Annotated in this window: 18 protein-coding genes; 9 read left to right on the top strand and 9 right to left on the bottom strand. The window is 43.8% G+C overall.

What is annotated here, in order from left to right:
- Positions 1–171 (bottom strand): transposase (locus tag L5M17_RS16125; RefSeq protein ID WP_263148087.1); only part of this gene is annotated, 171 nt, incomplete at its 3' end.
- 247 nt (positions 172–418) lie between these two features.
- On the opposite strand from L5M17_RS16125, the gene L5M17_RS16120 reads away from it, so the two are divergent.
- Entirely contained in the window at positions 419–2,134 is a 1,716-nt protein-coding gene (locus tag L5M17_RS16120; protein WP_263148502.1) for a proline--tRNA ligase, read from the top strand.
- 140 nt (positions 2,135–2,274) lie between these two features.
- Here the strand turns inward: L5M17_RS16120 and L5M17_RS16115 are convergent, their stop codons facing one another.
- Positions 2,275–3,156: a helix-turn-helix transcriptional regulator gene (locus tag L5M17_RS16115; RefSeq protein WP_317629598.1), complete on the bottom strand. Its 882-nt coding sequence runs from the start codon at positions 3,154–3,156 to the stop codon at positions 2,275–2,277.
- 186 nt (positions 3,157–3,342) lie between these two features.
- Here L5M17_RS16115 and panB point away from each other — a divergent pair, with 186 nt between their 5' ends.
- The 6 genes from panB to L5M17_RS16085 all read left to right on the top strand — a co-directional run bounded on the left by panB (position 3,343) and on the right by L5M17_RS16085 (position 9,902).
- Entirely contained in the window at positions 3,343–4,185 is an 843-nt protein-coding gene (gene panB / locus L5M17_RS16110; RefSeq protein WP_219250903.1) for a 3-methyl-2-oxobutanoate hydroxymethyltransferase, read from the top strand.
- A gap of 136 nt (positions 4,186–4,321) precedes the next feature.
- On the top strand, positions 4,322–5,446 hold the full coding sequence (locus L5M17_RS16105) for a patatin-like phospholipase family protein (RefSeq protein WP_131523125.1): 1,125 nt from the start codon (positions 4,322–4,324) through the stop codon (positions 5,444–5,446).
- A 194-nt stretch (positions 5,447–5,640) separates the two neighbouring features.
- Positions 5,641–5,889 carry a hypothetical protein gene (locus L5M17_RS16100; RefSeq protein ID WP_028761135.1) on the top strand — a complete coding sequence of 83 codons (249 nt, stop codon included), beginning with the start codon at positions 5,641–5,643 and terminating at the stop codon, positions 5,887–5,889.
- A 143-nt stretch (positions 5,890–6,032) separates the two neighbouring features.
- The gene (locus L5M17_RS16095) at positions 6,033–6,740 is read left to right on the top strand and encodes a YjbF family lipoprotein (protein ID WP_263148500.1); all 708 of its coding nucleotides are present in this window, start codon (positions 6,033–6,035) and stop codon (positions 6,738–6,740) included.
- 10 nt (positions 6,741–6,750) lie between these two features.
- Positions 6,751–7,536 (top strand): capsule biosynthesis GfcC family protein, encoded by a 786-nt coding sequence (locus L5M17_RS16090; RefSeq protein ID WP_263148499.1) that lies wholly within the window; start codon positions 6,751–6,753, stop codon positions 7,534–7,536.
- The gene (locus L5M17_RS16085) at positions 7,536–9,902 is read left to right on the top strand and encodes a YjbH domain-containing protein (protein ID WP_263148498.1); all 2,367 of its coding nucleotides are present in this window, start codon (positions 7,536–7,538) and stop codon (positions 9,900–9,902) included. Before L5M17_RS16090 ends, L5M17_RS16085 begins: the two co-directional genes overlap by 1 nt.
- A 146-nt stretch (positions 9,903–10,048) precedes the next feature.
- On the opposite strand, the gene rfbC is transcribed toward L5M17_RS16085, so the two are convergent.
- From rfbC to L5M17_RS16065, 4 genes are all read right to left on the bottom strand, one after another.
- A complete protein-coding gene (rfbC, locus tag L5M17_RS16080; RefSeq protein WP_263148497.1) occupies positions 10,049–10,588 on the bottom strand; it encodes a dTDP-4-dehydrorhamnose 3,5-epimerase in 540 nt (179 codons plus the stop codon).
- Positions 10,578–11,465 (bottom strand): glucose-1-phosphate thymidylyltransferase RfbA, encoded by an 888-nt coding sequence (rfbA, locus tag L5M17_RS16075; protein WP_263148496.1) that lies wholly within the window; start codon positions 11,463–11,465, stop codon positions 10,578–10,580. The genes rfbC and rfbA overlap by 11 nt, the downstream gene beginning before the upstream one ends.
- A 217-nt stretch (positions 11,466–11,682) precedes the next feature.
- Entirely contained in the window at positions 11,683–13,053 is a 1,371-nt protein-coding gene (locus L5M17_RS16070) for a GAF domain-containing sensor histidine kinase (RefSeq protein ID WP_263148495.1), read from the bottom strand.
- Positions 13,050–14,591, bottom strand: coding sequence for a DUF3369 domain-containing protein (locus L5M17_RS16065; RefSeq protein WP_263148494.1), 1,542 nt, complete (start codon positions 14,589–14,591; stop codon positions 13,050–13,052). The genes L5M17_RS16070 and L5M17_RS16065 overlap by 4 nt, the downstream gene beginning before the upstream one ends.
- Positions 14,592–14,849: 258 nt before the next feature.
- On the opposite strand from L5M17_RS16065, the gene L5M17_RS16060 reads away from it, so the two are divergent.
- Complete coding sequence (locus L5M17_RS16060) at positions 14,850–15,302, top strand: copper resistance protein NlpE (RefSeq protein WP_113940966.1); 453 nt, start codon at positions 14,850–14,852, stop codon at positions 15,300–15,302.
- 198 nt (positions 15,303–15,500) lie between these two features.
- A complete protein-coding gene (locus L5M17_RS16055) occupies positions 15,501–16,208 on the top strand; it encodes a HutD family protein (protein WP_263148493.1) in 708 nt (235 codons plus the stop codon).
- A 30-nt stretch (positions 16,209–16,238) separates the two neighbouring features.
- On the opposite strand, the gene rfbB is transcribed toward L5M17_RS16055, so the two are convergent.
- The 3 genes from rfbB to L5M17_RS16040 form a co-directional block, all read right to left on the bottom strand.
- Positions 16,239–17,267 carry a dTDP-glucose 4,6-dehydratase gene (gene rfbB / locus L5M17_RS16050; RefSeq protein ID WP_263148492.1) on the bottom strand — a complete coding sequence of 343 codons (1,029 nt, stop codon included), beginning with the start codon at positions 17,265–17,267 and terminating at the stop codon, positions 16,239–16,241.
- A 126-nt stretch (positions 17,268–17,393) separates the two neighbouring features.
- Entirely contained in the window at positions 17,394–18,746 is a 1,353-nt protein-coding gene (gene glmM, locus L5M17_RS16045; protein ID WP_263148491.1) for a phosphoglucosamine mutase, read from the bottom strand.
- Between the two features lie 74 nt (positions 18,747–18,820).
- A complete protein-coding gene (locus L5M17_RS16040) occupies positions 18,821–20,761 on the bottom strand; it encodes a nucleoside-diphosphate sugar epimerase/dehydratase (RefSeq protein WP_263148490.1) in 1,941 nt (646 codons plus the stop codon).
- Positions 20,762–20,832: the final 71 nt, after the last annotated feature.

Raw genomic sequence — 20,832 nt, 5'->3', positions numbered from 1 at the left:
TGTGCCACCCTGGCGTTCTAGTTTTAACTGTCTCACCCATTTATCCATAGTGGACTTACCTACGTTCATCGCCTTTGCAGCTTCGATGATGCTATGGTTTTTATCGAGGACTAATTGGGCTGCTTCAAGTTTGAATTCAGCACTAAATGTTTTTCTGGTTGTCGATCTCATGTGTTCACCTAAAGTCATCTACGAGGTAATAATATCACCTCTATTTAGGTGGCCAAAATTAGTGTGCCACTACAGTTATCCGTTATCCGTTATCCGTTATCCGTTATCCGTTATCCGTTATCCGTTATCCAGCATCAAAAAATGCTATTTATCTCCCAGCTAGTTGAATTTAACCTAAATCCCTAGGTGACATCACCAAAGCAGGTGATAAAATGGCGACCATTCAACTCAAATTTGGACATCGGTAATGCGCGTCAGCAAGTACCTGCTATCAACACAGAAAGAAACTCCTGCCAACGCAGAAGTCATTAGTCATCAATTAATGTTACGTGCGGGCATGATCCGTCGTAATGCGTCGGGCCTATATAGCTACCTCCCCACGGGCTTACGTGTACTACGTAAAGTCGAAGCCATTGTTCGTGAAGAAATGAACAAAGCCGGTGCAATTGAAATTCTAATGCCTATGGTGCAACCGGCAGACTTGTGGGTAGAAACAGGTCGTTGGGAAAAATTTGGTCCCGAGCTGTTACGCTTTAAAGATCGTCACAATCGCGACTTCGTACTGGGGCCAACCCATGAAGAAGTGATCACGGATCTCATTCGTAAAGAAGTCAGCTCATATAAGCAATTACCACTGAACCTTTACCAAATTCAAACCAAATTCCGTGACGAAGTTCGTCCACGTTTTGGCATGATGCGCTCACGCGAATTCTTGATGAAAGACGCCTACTCTTTCCACCTTGACGTCGATACCATGAATGAAACCTATGAGGCTATGTACACAGCCTATAGCAACATTCTATCGCGCATGGGCTTAGCTTTCCGCCCAGTTTTAGCTGATACGGGTTCAATCGGTGGCAGCATGTCACACGAGTTCCACGTGCTAGCGCAAAGCGGTGAAGATTTAATTGCTTACTCAACGGGTAGCGATTATGCGGCTAACATTGAGAAAGCCGAATCACCTATGCCAACTGAGCCACGCGGCGCAGCCACTGAAGCATTGCGTTTAGTCGATACCCCAAATGCGAAGACCATTGCGGAATTAGTTGAGCAGTTTGGTTTGGATATCACTAAAACGGTCAAAACCTTGATCGTAGTCGGTGCAACCGAAGCCGCTCCGCTAGTGGCGTTAATCGTTCGTGGCGACCATGAACTCAACGAAGTCAAAGCCGACAAGTTAGATTTAGTAGCATCACCATTGGAAATGGCGCCAGAAGCCCTAATCCGTGACGCCATTGGCGCAGGTCCTGGTTCACTTGGCCCTATCGGTCTTAAAATTCCTATCGTTATCGATCACAGCGTTAGCGTCATGAGCGATTTTGCCGCCGGTGCTAACGTTGATGATAAACATTATTTTGGTATCAACTGGGAACGCGATCTGCCGACAGCGCAAGTTGCCGATATCCGTAACGTAGTCGAAGGCGAACCAACACCTGATGGTTCCGGCACTTATGCTATGGCACGCGGTATCGAAGTGGGCCATATTTTCCAACTGGGCACTAACTACTCTAAATCGATGAACGCAACTGTACTTGACGAAAATGGCAAGTCACAGGTGCTACTGATGGGTTGTTACGGTGTCGGCGTGAGCCGTATCGTGGCAGCAGCCATCGAACAAAACTTCGATGAACGTGGCATCATTTGGCCAGAAGCGATTGCGCCATTTAGCGTGGGTATTCTGCCAATGAACATGCACAAGTCGCACCGCGTCACCGATATCGCCGAGCAGTTATACAAAGACTTAAACGAAGCGGGTATCGAAGTGTTATTGGATGATCGTAAAGAGCGTCCAGGTGTGATGTTCGCCGATATGGAACTGATTGGTATCCCACATACAGTGGTGATTGGCGATCGCAATATCGATGCTGGCGTATTTGAATACAAAAACCGCCGCACAGGTGAAAAACAAGATATTCCATTCGATCAACTGCTCGACTTCCTGAAAAACGCAGTTAAAGGCTAAGCCTTAACGCGAAATGTAGACAAGCTGAAGATCAAAAACGAAACGCACTTGAGCCCAGCTTAAGTGCGTTTTTTATTGGACTTTTTATTGACCTTCATCGTTCACATTGGCTCGCAACATGACTTTTTATATGCGGCTGTTTACCGCTGTATTTTGGGCAAGGTATTTTGCGCTAACAGGTACTGACTCGGAGCGACGCCCATCAACTGCCTAAACATATAACCAAAGGCTGAACCCGAGGCATAACCTAAGGATAACGCTGTAGTGAGCACAGATTCACCTCGGCTGAGCATTTGAATCGCCACCTGCAATCTAAGCCTTTGCAACCATTGGCTATAACTCAGCCCTGTTTGCTGTTTAAATAATCTCGCTAACGTGCGGGCCGAGGCACCGACCTCCCGCTGCCAATCCACCAAAGTACGTTGCTCACTTGGATCGGCAAGCAAAGCCTCGGTAATGCGCAGTAATTTTTTATCCCTAGGATAAGGTAAATCCAAGGCGACCTTAGGGGCGAGTACCATAAAGTCACGGATCACCAGCAAGAGCCGCATGACGCTATCCTTAAAATCGGGATCAATTAGCCCAGCCTCACTCTTCACTAAGGCATTAGCCTCTTGCAGTAATAACTGCAAAACAGGCTTCACACTCAAACAAGTACAGTCGGGTGGAAACCCGCCTATCCGGGTTTCATCCAAATACAGACTACTCAATTGCACCTGACCTAGCGCGATAACCTCATGATCGACAAAGGGAGGCACCCACACCGCTTGCTCAGGCGGCACAATGTAACGCCCAGCAGGCGTGATCACACTCAACACACCTTGACTGGCATAAATGACCTGTCCCCAGGAATGACTATGGCGCTGCACATGTTCAAACGGCTTGAGTGTTCGTTTAAGCAACATGATGGAGGCACTTAGCCCTGCGGCGGCTAAACGTGAAGGTGCGACCTGCGTGTGCTGAGTAATATGCTGCTGGGATAAATGAGTGTCAGTGACTTGATTCAAGGTGTTATCGCCCAAGGTGATTTTTATATCGAAGCTTCTTTTCGTATTATCGAGCCTCTTCCGTATAGAAGCGCCTCTTTGTTTAGAAGCACCTTTTGTAAATAAGTGTCTTTTTATCTAGACATTAAGTCAATCTATCGAGCTCAAGCCAAAGCTGCAAACGCTAACATGTCATATCAGACTGAATAAATTGGAGATGACATGAGTATCCACATGGATAAAAATCGCGTAACGCCCGTTACATTACAAAAAATGAAAGGTAAAACCCCCATAGTTGCCCTCACCGCCTATGAAAAGCCGATGGCAGAAATTATCGATCCCCATGTGGATATGATTATCGTCGGCGACTCCGTCGGCATGGTGGTTTATGGGCAAGACTCTACACTCGGGGTCACCTTAGAAATGATGATTAATCATGGTCTTGCTGTCACTCGCGGCGCAGCACATGCCTGCGTTATTATCGATATGCCCTTTGGGAGTTATCAAGAATCGCCTCAGCAAGCCTTCAAACATGCCAGCCAAGTATTAATACGCACAGGCGCGCAGGCGGTAAAACTCGAGGGTGGCGCAGAGATGCTCGACACCACTCGTTTTTTAACCCAGCGAGGGATCCCTGTAATGCCACACATAGGATTAATGCCGCAACACGTGAATCAATTGGGTGGATTTAAAACCCAAGCAAGGGATGCTGCCGCCATCGAAGCCCTCGTTAGTTTAGCGAAAGACTTTGAGCAAGCAGGCGCTTTTAGCATACTGATTGAAGGCACATCCGAGCTCGCGGCGCGCACAGTGACGGCAGGAGTCTCAATCCCAGTCATAGGCATTGGCGCCTCACCCGCCTGCGATGGTCAAGTGCTCGTGACTGAGGATATCTTAGGCTTATTTTCTGACTACACGCCTAAATTTGCTAAACGCTATATCGACTTAGGACCATTGATCACTAAGGCCTGCGCCCAATATGCCCAAGAAGTGAGGACGGGTGAGTTTCCAACATCGGAGCATTGCTTTGGCCTCAGCAAAACGACCAAAGTTACAGCGGATTAATTGTCTAAAGCGAAATGTTCCAGCAATCGAATAAACGATAAATCGAAATTTACAACTAATTGAGTCTACCGACTTGCTTTTTATAGAGGGGCGTTGCTTTAATAAAACTATTAAAACAATAAATTGAGTCTGAAGATTGCCTACATCAACTGCATTAGTCTTAGGCGGTGGCGGCGCTAGGGCGGCCTACCAAGTCGGCGTGTTAAAAGCACTGGTCCAGCTTTATCCACGCAATCATGGTATTCCCTTTAAAATTATTTGCGGAACCTCTGCGGGTGCCATCAATGGCACCGCTATCGCGACCCATGCCTCTTGCTTTCACCTAGGCGTCAGAAAACTCGAATGGGTTTGGCGCCATTTTGAAACCCGAAAAGTCTACCGAGCTTCGATCACAGGCGTTCTCAGCCATCTAACGAAAATGGCCCTCAAAGGCATGCAAGATGATAAGGTCAATACCGATGCAGGCAGTCTGCTCGATAATGATCCGCTAAGAGGCTTACTCAATGAGCTCATCGACTTTAAACGTATAGACCGTAATATCCGTAATGGCTCACTGACAGCGCTGAGTGTGGATGCCTCTTGTTATAATAACTCTCGCTCAGTGACCTTTTTCCAAGCCGCGAAAGAAATCGAAAACTGGACCCGTGCCCGTCGCAGTGGCGAACGTATCATGCTCAATACCGAGCACCTACTCGCCAGTTCGGCAATCCCTATGGTATTTCCATCCATTAAACTCAACCAAGCCTATTATGGCGATGGTTCAGTCCATCAGCTAGCACCGCTCTCAAGCCCTATTCATTTAGGCGCAGAAAAACTCTTAGTTATTAACTTAGAGAGCCCGCACAAGCACTTTCCTATGGAACTAGAATATCACCCAAAAACGGCGACCATAGCGGGTCATCTGCTCGATACCATCTTTTCAGATACCTTAAATAGCGACCTTGAGAGACTAGAAAGGATCAATAACACTTTAAGCCTGATTCCTGAGTCAAGCCGTAACAAACTCGCCTTGCATCCGATTAAGGCCCTAGTCATCAAACCTAGCGAAGATCTCAGCAAAATTGCTGCCCGCTTCTATGATGACATGCCATGGGCCGTCAAAACCTTACTCGGCTTCATCGGTATAGACAGGCAATCAGACTCAAGTATTGTGTCCTACCTACTCTTCGAAAAAACTTATACCAGCGCTTTAATCGACTTAGGCTATAAAGATGCCATGGAACAAATCGATGAACTTAAAGATTTCTTTTGTTTAAAATAAGCTAACGACTTAATCAGTTTCTTCACTAAAAATCATGCCAAATGGATAGATATAGCTTGAATATTAGTGCCGAAATTCAAACTTTCGCATGAGCAAGAAGATCGATTTAACATTGATAATTTTGTTTGCATCGCTTACTATGCTGTACTAGATTATCAAAAAATCATGCACATTTTTTCAAAAAGGGAGTCACGATGAAAAAAACTTCACTAGCACTTATCGTTGCAATGACAGCATTCAGCTCTATGGCTGCAAATGCAGTTGAAGGCGAAGCTGCCGGTACTGGTACTGCTGCAAGCACTAGTACAGGTGTTATCGTTGCTGGTAGCGTAGCTGCTGCTGCTGCAATTGCTGGCGCAGTTGTTATCTCTAACAGTTCTGATGGTAACCCAATTACCAACACAGGTACTGGCACAGGTACAACTACAGGCACTGGTAACTAAGCTATTGTTAGTATGCTTCTAAACAGCCGCCTTATGGGCGGTTGTTTTTTTTGAGTGTTTACAAAGTTAATTTCATAACTTGAAATCTGTCTGATACCTCTTTAAATTCGCTATTTAATCCTAATTGAGAATAAGCAACTCGGATGCGTATATATAAAAAATTACTGTCACTACTGACAATCTCGATTGTGTTAGTAAACACAACCGCTTGTAGCCAAAGAATCAGCGCACTTAACGATACTTTGAAGTTAGCCTTTATCGGTGACAAAGATACTCAATTGTCGGAACAGCAAGTTAATAATATCCCCTATGCCAGTATCTATGCTCGAATCGATGGTATACCTCAAGCGTTCATTGTACTTGCACTTGCAGAGCCTAAGTTCACCTTAACGCTGCCACCGACTCCTGCAATAACAGAGTTAAAATGGCTCTCTGCAGATAAAGCCATGTTAGTAACAATAAATGGACGATTGGTTAGGACGAGCAACCTATTAACAGGTGATTTAATTGCAGTAGAAAGCAATGAGCCAGATCCTATACTCTTAGGCTTACATTTAGATAGCACTCCCAAAACATGGACTCGAACGATTGATTGGCAACCCGGATATCACTTTGGCTACCACGTAAATTCACATTTTAGTTTTATTGCTAAAGAAAACATTCTCATCAACGATACTCCAACCCAAGCGCTACATTACCTTGAATCAGTTTCGGTAGATAATCTCAATATTCAGTATCAAAATGAATTTTGGCTAACACCAGAAACAGGTCATGTGATTAAGAGTCGTCAAAAAATTGCCCCTAATCAGCCTTTTATCGAAATTACATTACTCAAGCCATTTGCGTCTTAGTGGAGTCCCAATGAGATCCTATTTAATGCCCTTAGCGCTACTGGTCAGTTCTGTTTTAGCGACAGTAGCTCAGGCTGAAACCCAATTGTTAGTTACAACGTCGTCAAACCAAGATGCACAAGTTGAATTACTTTATCCAACATCGATTCGTCTTGATAAAGTAGTACTGGACGGCTTGCAACAACTTCAAATACATAATAAAAACAATCATAAAGAGATAACCCCTATTTATTGGTTGGGTGCAGCACTACTCGATATCCAAAACATTGCCGCTTTAGAAGCTAAGCGCAAAGAAACCCTGTCCCAACTAGCACAAATGGGTCAAGCTGCAGATGACAGTATCTATACAGCAAAGCTTGCAAAACTTGCGCAGTTTTTACGACAAATCAAGCTCGGACAGCGCGTAATGCAGCCATTACATCCTGATCTAATTAGGATAAATGACTCATACAACCCTCTAATTGATGGCCGTTTCGAACTTATCTTACCTCAGAGACCTACGACAGTACTTGTCATGGGTGCGGTAGCTAAAGCGGGAAGTTTTGAATGGCAAGTCAATAAGAATAGTAAAGAGTATTTAGCGAAAGCGATTCCATTAGAAAACGCTGATAATAGCTTCGTATGGATAGTTCAACCAGATGGTAAAGCACTAAAACAACCAATAGCCTATTGGAATGCTCAAGCGCAAGATATTGCTCCAGGAGCTGTGCTTTATGTTGAATTTTCAGACTTAGTAGAAGACTACAGCACATTGAACGCCAATATTATTGAATTACTAAGGAATCGGGCTCTGTAATGAATAACGCTACCCATTCTAATCTTACGTTAAGTAAACTTTCAGCTATTGCTCTGGCTCTTTTCCCTTTATTCCATGTCCAAGCCGATGAATTTAGCTATCCTCCACTCTTAGCCTCACAATCGGACTTTGGTGGTGTAGGATTAATGCAAATGCCTACAGGGCGTATGGCTCCTGAGGGTGAGTTTAATTTTGCAACGTCTTATAACGACGAATACCAACACTTTTCGGCTTCAGTGCAATTATTCCCTTGGTTTGAAACCACGGTTCGTTATACCCAAGTACAAGATCTACTTTACAGCGCCGATCCGAGTTTCAGCGGTAACACCAAGTACACTGATAAAGGTATCGACTTTAAAGTCCGTCTAGTGGAAGAAAGTTACTGGTTACCAGAAACTTCTATCGGCATCAGAGATTTTGGTGGTACAGGCTTATTTGATGGCGAGTTTATTGCGGCGACTAAACGTGTTGGGCCAGTCGACTTTACCTTAGGCATAGGCTGGGGCTATATAGGAAATAGCGGTAACCTGACTTCGGATAAAAAAGATCTTAATGACAATTGTGAGCGAGACACATCTTTTGGAGGAAAAGGTGGAACTGTCGACTATCAACGTTGGTTTAAAGGCTGTGCGGCATTATATGGTGGTATTGAATATCAAACGCCGTGGGAACCTTTACGAGTAAAAGTAGAATATGATGGCAATGATTATCTAGCAGATTTCCCAGTCACTTTCGGTGGCGTCGATATGCCACAAGACAGTAAGTTTAACTATGGCTTACTCTACCGTGCAACGAGCTGGAGTGATTTCCACCTAAGCTATGAGCGTGGTAATACTTGGACGTTAGGTGTTAGCCTGCAAACTAACTTCAATGACTTACGACAAATTAAACGTGATACTCCTGCAGAGAAATATAAACCTATAGCAGCAGTACCTATGTCGGGTAAAAGAGTAACGCATGAAGGTACAGAAGAAACAGCACAATCCTCTACCGATACGGCTATTCCAACGGTAACAACTCAGCCATTAGTAACAACTGAGTCATCAAAGTCAGAACCGGTTACAAACACGACTATCAACGCTGAAATGCCCAGCCAAACTGATTGGGACAGAGTAGCGACTGAGCTTAGTACTATCGCTGGTTACGACAATCCAAAAATCTATCTTGATAATCACAGCGTGACCGTGGTTGCAGATCAAGTAAAGTATATGGACCGTAAAGAAGCCCACCATAGAGCGGCGACGATACTGGCAAATAACACGAACAAGCAGATAATTACTGAATATCGTCTTATTGAAACCCGTTATAAGCAGCCGATAACAGAGACACGTATCGACGCTGATAAATTCGCTCAAGTAGCTACCTATGGTTATATCAATGCAGATATGGCGGATAGCACAGAAATCAGTGTACCAAGGTCGCCTCAAGGAACATTAGTAACCCAATCCCATGAGGATTGGTTGGATAAATTAAGTTTTGATATTGCCCCCACTATGGTGCAATCCTTCGGTGGTTCAGAAGGTTTCTATATGTTCAACATAGGTGTTACTGGCAGTGCAGCGTATCGATTTAATGATCGCTTGGAACTTTCGGGATCACTTTATTTGAATCTCTATGATAACTACGATAAATTTTTGTACGATGTTCCACCTGATGGTACCGACTTAAAACGCGTAAGAACGCTCATTCGTCAATATGTCCATGACTCAACAGTCAGAGCGACTAACTTACAGCTAACTTGGATGGATAATCTAAGCGATAACATCTCCTATCAAGCCTATGGTGGTTATTTAGAGATGATGTATGGTGGAGTAGGTACTGAATTCCTTTATCGACCGCTAAACAGTGAGTGGGCATTCGGTTTTGATGTGAATTATGCGAAACAAAGAGATCCTGACAGTATGTTTGGTTTCTTCGAGGATGAGCATCAATACGATCCTATAACAGGCAGTTCATATCGGGTACAAACAGGTGTAGTGACTGGACATGCAACGGCTTATTACCAGCCAAAGTGGTTCCCGAATACCTTGCTAAAAATCAGTGCAGGCCAATATCTTACCGAAGATAAAGGCGTAACTGTCGATTTCTCAAAACAATTTGATAGTGGCGTTATCGTCGGTGCATTTGCGACTAAGACTGACTTGTCAGCAGAAGAATACGGTGAAGGTAGCTTTACCAAGGGATTCTATATTTCGATCCCATTCGATTTAATGACCATTAAACCGACTCAAAGTCGTGGCTTCCTCTCTTGGATGCCGTTGACCCGTGACGGTGGCCAAATGCTTGGTCGTAAATACAATTTATTTGATATGACTGATGCGCGGTCACCTTGGTATACCAGACCCAGTGTAGACCCCATTAAATAGTTAGTACGCAGCTAAACCTCAAAACGGGCAAGATAATTCTTGCCCGTTTTGTTTTCTGCCATTAGGACTAACTTACAATAGTTAATTTGCACTGCCAAATTAACTCACGACTCAATCATTCCTTTTAATACAAGCAGTGATTAGCTTTATGGGGGTGTGCTGGCGATGCTATCTCTGGTGGATAAAATCGGTGCGGCGATTAATGGCCAATCAATGGCAAACTCAGCACGGTTCCAAGCTAAAACGCTTTCATCTTCAGGATCATAATATTGGGTACATTGATAAATAACATCAGCATAATCACTGAGAACATAAAAACCGTGCGCAAAGCCCGGTGGGATCCACATTTGCAGATGATTCTCTGCCGATAGCACTCGCCCAACCCATTTTCCATAGGTGGCCGAGTCAGCCCGAATATCGACGGCAACATCAAAAATGCTCCCTGCACAGACCCGCACCAATTTACCCTGCGGTTTTCGCCGTTGAAAATGCAAGCCTCGCAGAACATTGTGTTGCGAACGACTCTGGTTTTCCTGCACAAATACGGGAGGCTCAAGTCCTCTTGCAGTGAAACAAGCATCAAAATAGGATTGCCTGAACGTTTCCTTAAAAAAACCACGCTCATCACCGAACACTTGGGGTTCAAACACCAATACTTCGGCTAATTCAGTTTCATTACATTTCATCAAATACCTGCTTATCGGGTAAACCGAGCAAATACTCACCATAGCCACTCTTGAGTAAAGGCTGAGCCAATTGCGCTAACTGCCGCCCATTGATCCAACCGCAGCGAAATGCAATCTCTTCAGGACAATTGATTTTTAGCCCTTGTCGTTTCTCAATGGCAGCAACAAATTGTGTCGCCTCGGCCATGGCATCAGGCGTACCAGTATCTAACCAAGCCGTCCCACGCCCTAGAATATCGACCCGTAACTCTCCCAAAGCTAAGTAACGAGTGATAACATCGACAATCTCTAACTCGCCCCTTGCCGAAGGTAAAACCGTTTCTGCAAATGTTGCAGCTCTGCCGTCAAAAAAGTACAAGCCAGGCATAGCGTAACGTGAACGAGGCTGCAGAGGTTTCTCTTCGATAGAAAGCACTTTACCCGTGTCATCGAACTCAACAACACCATAAGCGTTAGGGTTCGCCACATGGTAACCAAAAACGGTCGCCCCAGATTGGCCTTGCCAAGCATGTTGCAAATTTACCGTTAAGTGCTGACCATAGAATAGGTTATCCCCTAGAATAAGCGCACAGGCATCACCCGCTAAAAATGGCTCGGCGATAATGAGTGCTTCAGCCAATCCCTTCGGAGAGGCTTGTTCGGCATATTGCAGCTTAAGTCCCCAATGACTACCATCACCGAGTAATGCATAAAACAGTGGTAAATCGTGGGGAGTACAAATGATCAAAATATGCCGTATATCAGACTGCATCAGAGTGGCCAAAGGGTAATAAATCATTGGTTTATCATAAATGGGCAGTAATTGCTTACAGACAACCTGCGTCATAGGATAAAGACGCGAGCCAGTACCGCCCGCCAGTAAAATGCCTTTTCTCATTGAAATATCTAGGATTGATAAGCCATGTTGAAGTGCCAAGATTGTAGCATACAAAATGTCGCGAGCAGGAAGAATGGATAACAGGGCTGTTGGCTGTTAATGCAAGAAAAACAACACTACAGAATATTAAACCGCAAAAGCTAAATACCATTTTGGCTCAGTAAGATTTAAATTCGTCTTTTACTTTATGTAACATATAAGAAGACACTAACCTATCTCAACCCTTACTACTTTCAGGGATCAGCATCTCAATACGTAACCCCTGATTAGGCGCTGAGAAGAGTGACACATTACCATTCAGTTTTTGTGTGATCAGATTATAAATAATCGACATCCCCAAACCTGTTCCACCACTCTGCCTTGCGGTGGTAAAAAAGGGCTCGAATGCTTTGGCTTTCACTTCATCTGACATGCCTACACCATTATCTTCATAAATCATCTTGATCTGCGAAGCCATTTTTTCAACTACTATCACAATTTGCTTATCACCGACAAAATCATCGGGAAAAGCATGGCGAAAACTGTTCGCGACTAAGTTAGTGAAAATTTGTGCGATCGCACCGGGGTAAGAATCAATAAAAATATTATCGTCAAGTTCAACTTTTAAAGTGATATTTTTCTTACGCATCAAGGGTTTTAATGAACTAAATATTTGAAAAATGTAATTCTTCAGATTAAAGCGCTCGCGTTCCAGTATCGATTGGTCTGCAGCAGTACGCTTAAAGTTATGCACCAGTTCTGCAGCACGGGAAAGATTACGCTCAATTAAGCATAAACCATCCTGCATTGTATTGATAAAGCTGACAAATTTATCCTCATCAAGCTCGTTTTTCTCAAAGAGTCCTTTCAATAGGGATAACTCATCCAAACAATGGGTCACGGATGTGACAGCTATGCCAAGGGGGGTGTTCACTTCATGGGCAACACCGGCGACTAAGCTGCCTAAGGCTGCCATTTTTTCATTTTCAATTAAGTGCTTTTGGGTTGATTTTAAAGTCGATAATGCCGTTTCAAGCTCTGCGGTGCGCAGCTCAACTTTATGCTCAAGATCGGTATTAATGAGCTTGAGCTGTTGCTGATATTCAATGATCTCTTTAGCACTCATGGCTCGGCCAAAAAGGTCGGCCAGTGCCGAGGCAAAGGCCTTCTCATCCCGAGTCCATTCCCTCGCCTCGCCCTGATGTTCAGAACAAATAATCCCCACCATTTTGCCGTGGTGACGAATAGGACTATCCAACAAAGAGCTGATCTGATTCGGTTTCAGATAGGTTTCGACAAATTCTTTAGTGGCGGGATCCGTTTGCGCCTTATTGGCGACAATTGTGCGCTCATTGTCGAGCAAGCTAAAGTAATGGGGAAACTGCGCGCGAGTGAGCACTAACGCTTCTTGCGGCTGTTGATTGTCGAGTGAATAATAACAAGTGATGCTCTGATTATCCGGACTCAACAACCAAATGCCCGCCCGAGAGATCTGTAATCCCTTACAAATTGAGCTCACGATAAGTTGTGATGCTTGAATGAGATCACCCTCATCAATAACCTGAGACTTACTGACATCAAATAAAATTCGATCAAGCATTCGGGTCATAGTGGCTCATCCGGAATATGAATATGTAGTGAGGCAAACACATCTAACAAATTAAGGCTTGCTTCACATAACATGGGATCAAACTGTTTACCCGATTGCGCTAAGATGTACTCGCGCACCGCCTCAACAGACCATGCTTCTTTGTAACTTCGCTTGGAAAGCAAAGCATCAATCACATCAACAATCGCCATCAGGCGACCTTCAATAGGAATGTCTTCCTGCGATAGCCCACGGGGATAACCTTGCCCATCCCAACGTTCATGGTGAGTATAAGCAATTCTAGCGCCCATTTTGGCAATAATACGATTTGAGCCAACCAACAGGTTATAACCCTTCTCTGCGTGGGTTTGCATAATCGCCCATTCCTCGGCATCGAGTTTACCGGGCTTATGCAAAATACTCTCACGGATACCGATTTTGCCTACATCATGAAGAGGCGCCGCATAACGAATAGTTTCGATAAAGTCTGCCTTCATACCAATAGCAATCGCGAGCATTTCTGTCATGCGCGCTACGCGGCGCACATGGGCTCCAGTCTCCTTACTGCGCTGCTCAATGGCATCTCCAATGATTAAAATTAGCTCCCTTTGTGTCTGCTGCACATTTTCGCGGCCCGACAAATTCTCAAAGGTTAAGCTCACATTTGCCGCAAATAGCTCAAGAATGCTGACTTGAAAATCCGTTAACTTAGTGTTGTGTTGTAAATATAAAATACTGGTAACATGGCCACTAAGCTCATAAAATCCAACATAAATATTTTCACGGATCAGCGACGTTTTTAGCGCTATCGCTTCAATAATATGTTCACGCACATCCCCTGGCAGAGTCTCAACGCTACCACCTTCAAAGTAACTGATCATATCTCCCGTGGCGGCCAGCAGATTCATTTGAGTATCGAGGTAAAGGTCTTGATGATAACTCGTGAGATAAAGAGCCGAGCTTTCGAGATTGAGCAGCTGCAAGGTCTGTTCGAGCACTGCACTACCAAAGTTATGCAATGTATGGCTCTTAAGTACAGAGGTGGAGGCAGCAATCACTTTTTCCATCCCCTTTTGGCTTTGCTCGATAATTTTTATATCGCGATAGGAGCGCAATGAGGTGTATACACAAGACTTAAGCCGAGCCGCGGTGAGCTCTGTTTTAGCTTTATAATCGTTAATGTCAAAATCCCGAATAACTTGCTCTTCAGGTGCTTGCCCCGGCTGACCCGTACGTAAAATGATGCGGGTACTGTGGTTATTTAATTCAGTGCGAATTTTTTGGACTAGCTCTAAGCCTGCATGGTCCGTTTCCATGACGACATCAATAAAGGCCAAGGCGATATCTGATTCAGTTTGAAATAATGTTAAACCTTCAGCAGCACTGTAACAGGAGTAGAACTGCAAGACTCGATTATCTAAGGTCAGATTTTTTAACGCAAATCGAGTGACATCATGGATCCCAGGTTCATCATCAATAATAGCCACCTTCCAAATGCCTTGTTTAGGCTTATGGGATGTATCTTCGATAACATCAGCACTTTTCTTAAATAACGCCACAAAACCACCGTTTACGATGAATAGTTACGTTTTAGTATAGATTCAATCTTAAAAGTGACTAGTTTCAAAGGATAAATTATCATCCCATTAATTACAGCTTAGGACTAACAACTAACATACTGGTCACTTAAAACCCACACAAAAAAACTTAAGCTATTGTTATAAAAATAGAAATAGCAAAAGTTAGCCTAACCCAGTCTTGGCGGGTATGATGAGTGCACGTAATGCATAATTCCCAAAATTTCTATTGGAGCTACTATGAAAAAATCACTATGTTACATCGCGCTGCTGGCTTTATTCACCACGGCTTGCTCAGAAGCCCCAAAAGAAGAAACGGCAGTCAATACAGCCCAAGCTCAAACAGAAGCGGCAAAATCCGTCCCAGTAGGTGATACCAGCCAGAACTCGCTCGATTGGGCAGGTAGTTATGAAGGTGTATTGCCTTGCGCCAGTTGTGAAGGAATGCAAACCCTAATCACTTTGCAAGCTGATAATAGCTTTGTTCAAGAAACCGTTTATTTAGGTAAAGATGAAAAGATTTTAAAACTGATGGGTAAAGTGACATGGGACGAACTGGGCCAGAAAATCACTCTAGAAGATGGTACACAATATTTGGTCGGTGAAAATCAGTTGATCATGTTAGACACTGAAGGCAAACGGATCACCGGCGAACTTGCTGCAAATTATGTGTTGAAAAAGAAAGGTCTATAAAAGCAGAGCTGGCAGCTAGCACTCAGCTGCGGTATTAGATTATGAATAACGGCGGCTTTGTACTTAACGTAAGAGCAAAGCCTCCGTACCGTTATCCATAAGTCACACAGAAATGTTCTGCAATCGCAAAGCCATGCTTTAGAAGTTGTGAAGCTAAGAAAGGCGAATCAAACCTTCTTAACCAATAAAGAGGTGATTTTGAATAACAGCATACAACTGATCCGCTATCAAGATTGCCCATCAACGCCATGGAAAAATGGTGGTGGAAGCACAAAACAGCTACTCATTTCCCCCATCAAGGCCGAACTTACTGAATTTGATTATCGGATCAGCATTGCAAGTATTAGCAGCAACGGACCTTTTTCATCATTTATCGACATAGACAGGCAACTGCTCATTCTGGAAGGTGATGGTGTTGAACTCAGCATCAATAGTCATGAAGGGACAAAACAGATAAATGGCCTTGGAGCTGGAGAAAAGATATCAGGAAATACAGATACAACTGAATATAAGCGACTCACGCCAACTGATAGCCCATTCTGCTTTGCTGGTGAAACCTCAATAACAAGTCAATTATTAGGCAGTGATGTTATTGATTTCAATGTCATGACCAAACGCGGCGCATTTAAAGTGCACACGCAAAGGCTTAGCTTTGATGACATATTTATCGAAGAACAGATTGCAACCTCAAACAGCCACCCAAATGAACTGCAAAAAACTGAAGCTTACGTCCCTATCATCCAAATACTTTGCTGCTTAGATACCATGACATGGGAACATAATGGCAAGCTTATCAAGATCATGCCCTATGATATTCTCGTTTTCCAACAAGGCGATGGTATAAGGTTAAAAACAACAAGACCAAGTCGACTACTTAAAGTGTCCATTACTGCCAGTCCTCTATAACAGTATTTACAGGTTAATCTCCAATATTACTCAATTTGGCGCGTTAAAATACCGAGCCACTATCCACTCGACAGTTTTTCTGAGCCCAGAATCGAAGGACTCTAATGGTTGCCAACCAAGTTCTCGCAGGATCTTACTCGCATCAATAGCATAACGCACATCATGCCCAGGTCTGTCTGTAACATGCTCTATCAAACCTCGAAAACCAACACCATTAATAACAAAAGCTTGCGGATGAGTGGGCACTAACTCTTCGAGTAAATCGCAAATTTGGTACACAACCGCTAGATTGCTACGCTCATTAGCCCCTCCAATATTATAGGTCTCCCCGACTCTGCCCTGTGTCATAACAAGAAACAAGGCACGCACATGATCATCTACATATAACCAATCGCGCACTTGTTGACCATTACCATAGACAGGTAACGGTTTTCCGGCCAATGCATTATTAACCATCAAAGGGATCAATTTTTCAGGGTATTGAAAAGGCCCATAATTATTGGAGCAGTTAGTGATAACTATCGGTAAACCGTAGGTGCGATGCCATGCCCGAACAAGATGATCCGCCGATGCCTTGCTGGCTGAGTAAGGAGAGCTAGGATCATAGGCTGTAGTCTCAGAAAAGAATCCTGTAGCCCCTAATGAACCGTAAACCTCGTCGGTGGAAATATGATGGAATCTGAAAACTTTTTGCTTATCCGCATTCAAACTTTGGAAATAGCAGCGGCACGCCTCAAGCAATGTATAAGTACCCACTATATTGGTTTGGATAAATTCAGCAGGCCCATCAATTGACCGATCAACATGGCTTTCGGCCGCTAAATGCATCACCACATCTGGCCGATAATCCTGAAATACGGCATCTAATTTCGCTCTATCGCAAATATCAGCCTGAATAAAATGATAGCGCTCACTACCGGCAATTTCGGCCAAAGCATCAGAATGACTGGCATAGGTTAACTTATCGAAATTGATCACTACACACGTCGTTTGCTCAATCAGCATACGGACCAAGGCAGAACCGATAAAGCCAGCCCCACCCGTAATCAATATTCGCATATCACTCACCCAAAAAAGTAAAAGGTTAGAAAAAAAGTCAGAAAGTATACAACTTTCTGGCTTGAAAATTCAGCATATTAAGATCTGAATGGACACTAGCGCCATTAGGCTTTACAGACTCCAGATCTAAGTAGCTCGGACCGCATCTGCGATATATTCTGCTTGAGTCTGCGTCATAATCTTATCGGTAGATTCGACCATTACGCGAATAAGCGGTTCTGTACCAGATTTGCGCAACAACACACGCCCTTGGTCACCTAAGATCCCTTCAGCCTTAATCACGGCTTGCTGAACGCTACTTGCCGCTAAAATGCTATCAGCATTAGCCGTGGCTAAACGTACATTAATTAACACTTGAGGAAGTTTAGTCATGCCAGCTTTTATCTCAGACAAACTCTTCTGGGACTCTAATATAGCTTTAAGTACCTGTAAGGACGCAACAATGCCGTCTCCTGTAGAAGCATGTTGCAAGCTCAAAATATGTCCCGAACCCTCACCGCCAAGTTGCCAACCGGTATGCTTAAGTTGCTCAACAACATAGCGGTCGCCCACTTTAGCGCGAACAAAAGGGATATCCATCTGCTTAAGCGCAAGCTCTAAGCCAAGATTTGACATTAAGGTACCAACCACGCCACCAGTCATTTCGCCTTTATTGTAGGCGGCATGAGCAAGGATGAATAAAATCTCATCGCCATCAACCACATGGCCATTGTGATCTACAAACATGACACGGTCAGCATCACCATCAAGCGCAATACCTAGATCAGCTTCATGTAGCATAACAGCTGTTTGCAAACTGTCTAAATGCGTAGCCCCACAGTGATCATTAATATTCACCCCATTAGGCTTATCATTGATGCTAATCACTTCAGCACCGAGTTCACGGTAAACATTGGGCGCGATATGATACGCGGCGCCATGGGCGCTATCGACGACAATCTTCAATCCTGCTAAAGATAAATGATTAGGGAATGTACCCTTACAGAACTCAATATAACGACCTGCTGCATCATCAATACGGCGCACTTTACCCAGCTTCTCAGAAGCAACACACTGCATTGCATTCTGATTAAGTGCCTTTTCTAACAAGGCTTCGATTTCAAGTTCTTGCGCATCATTTAACTTAGTGCCGGAATTAGAAAAGAACTTAATGCCATTATCATAAAATGGATTATGTGAAGCACTGATCACTACCCCTGCGTCAGCACGAAATGTAGAGGCCAAATAAGCAACCGCTGGTGTGGGCATAGGGCCAATAAGCGCAACATTCACGCCCGCAGCAGAAAATCCCGCTTCCATTGCCGACTCAAGCATATAACCACTGCTACGGGTATCTTTACCAATAAGCACTTCTTTAGTGCCCGTAGACGCCAGCACAGTGCCCGCAGCCCAACCTAACTTCATCGCAAAATCAGGTGTAATAGGAAACTCACCAACCTTTCCACGCACACCGTCAGTACCAAAATATTTACGAGACATAAAACATCCTTAAAAAACCATAAAACAAAAAAGCCAAATCAAATTGATTTGGCTTTTTAAATACCACAAGAAAACTAAGAAACTAGCGGAACAACTTTATTTTGACCATCAGCAGCACTTAATTTTTTCTTTTGCTGCCATACTAAATCGCATATCCCGTCTGTTGGGTTAAAACCTGTTGGTGCAGACAGTAAGATTTCTCGTATAGCTTCATGGTTAAACTCATGACAAGCTTTATCTAAGCGATTAAGAATAACTTCTAGCTCTTTCCAAGTAAGACAGGTTTCATTGGCAGTCATAATACGTTCATGCTCAGTGCCAGTTACATCATCACCAATCAGTAATTCTTCGTATAATTTTTCACCAGGACGTAATCCACTAAACTCAATGGCAATATCGCCATCTGGATTGAGTTCATCCTTCACTTCAAAACCGCTGAGACGAATCATTTTTGCCGCTAAATCGACAATTTTGACGGATTTCCCCATGTCCAGCACAAACACATCACCACCTTTGCCCATGGCACCCGCTTGGATAACCAACTGAGAAGCTTCCGGAATTGTCATAAAGAAACGGGTAATTTCACGGTGAGTAACAGTAACAGGCCCTCCGTTGGCAATTTGCTTACGAAATAAGGGCACCACAGACCCAGAAGATCCTAATACATTACCAAAGCGAACCATGCAAAAACGGGTTTGATGCGGCTCTTTAGATAATGCTTGAAGTGCCAACTCGGCCATACGCTTAGTCGTGCCCATGATATTAGTTGGTCGTACAGCTTTATCCGTCGAAATCAATACAAAAGTTTCAACCTTTGCTGCAATCGCTGCGCGAGCTGTGTATAAAGTACCAAATATATTATTACGCACACCTTCAACGACATTGTGCTCCACCAATGGCACATGCTTATATGCTGCAGCATGATACACAGTTTGGACTCTAAACGATTGCATTACCGCTTGAACACGATTTTCCCGTTGTACCGAGCCCATGATCGGTAAAATTTTAACATCAAGTCCTAACTCAAAAGCTGTCGCTGAAAGTTCGCGCTCAATCGTATACAAGGCAAACTCAGATAACTCAAATAGCACTAATTTTTTAGGTGACTGTTTTAATATCTGTCGACATAACTCTGAGCCAATCGAGCCGCCAGCTCCTGTGACCATCACTACTTTATTACGGATATTGGCAACCATTAAGTCGCAACGGGGAGTAACTGCATCACGCCCTAACAAATCATCGATTTCGACTTCTTTAATATCACTATAAAGCTTATTACCACTCACCAGATCTGCCATTGCAGGTAAGGTTAAAACTTGTACAGCCAAAGGTTCAAGCTTGACTAAAATCTCTTGTCGACGAGAGCGAGAGGCACTTGGCATAGCCAACAAGACCTTTGTAGCAGCTTTTTGTGTGATGAGCTTTTTAATAATTGAAGGCGAATGAACATGCACTCCTTGAATGACAGTGCCATGCAAGGTTGCATCGTCATCAACAAATGCAAAGGGATAATACTCATGGCTTTGAACAAGTGAAGTTACCAGTTGGCGACCACTCACACCAGCACCATAAATAATCACAGGTTCACCAACGCGCTTTAGACCAGACCCCACTAACGAGCGCACCATAGCGCGAGTTCCACCGACAAATACCAAGGCAAAAGCAGCGTAAATAATTGGTACAGTACGGGGTAAATTCGCCTCGCTGTAATACGCAATTAACACTAACGACACTGTTGATGCAAGCACGCCAACTATAATCGCAGTAAGCGCCTGCAACCCCATATATCTAAGCACGGCACGATATAAGCCCAGCTTAGCAAACACCATGATACTCACAGGCACAACCAAAACGATGAGCAACCAGTATGCGCTATTAGTTAATACACTCACGGCATCTAACCGCACCAACAAGGCAGCCCAAAATGCGACTAAGAGAAATACCGAATCAATCGCCACACTCACCAAACGTTTATGTGCCCGTTTCAAAGAAAATAAACACTGCAAAAATTCCATCTTTTGCTCCAAAAAACTATAAGAAAACTTCATGAGAACAACCGATAAAATTAAATAAGCCAAACTAGGTC

It is taken from the genome of Shewanella sp. SW24 (assembly GCF_025653395.1).
Lineage (GTDB): Bacteria > Pseudomonadota > Gammaproteobacteria > Enterobacterales > Shewanellaceae > Shewanella > Shewanella oncorhynchi.
This window is presented reverse-complemented; position numbering and strand designations above follow the sequence as displayed.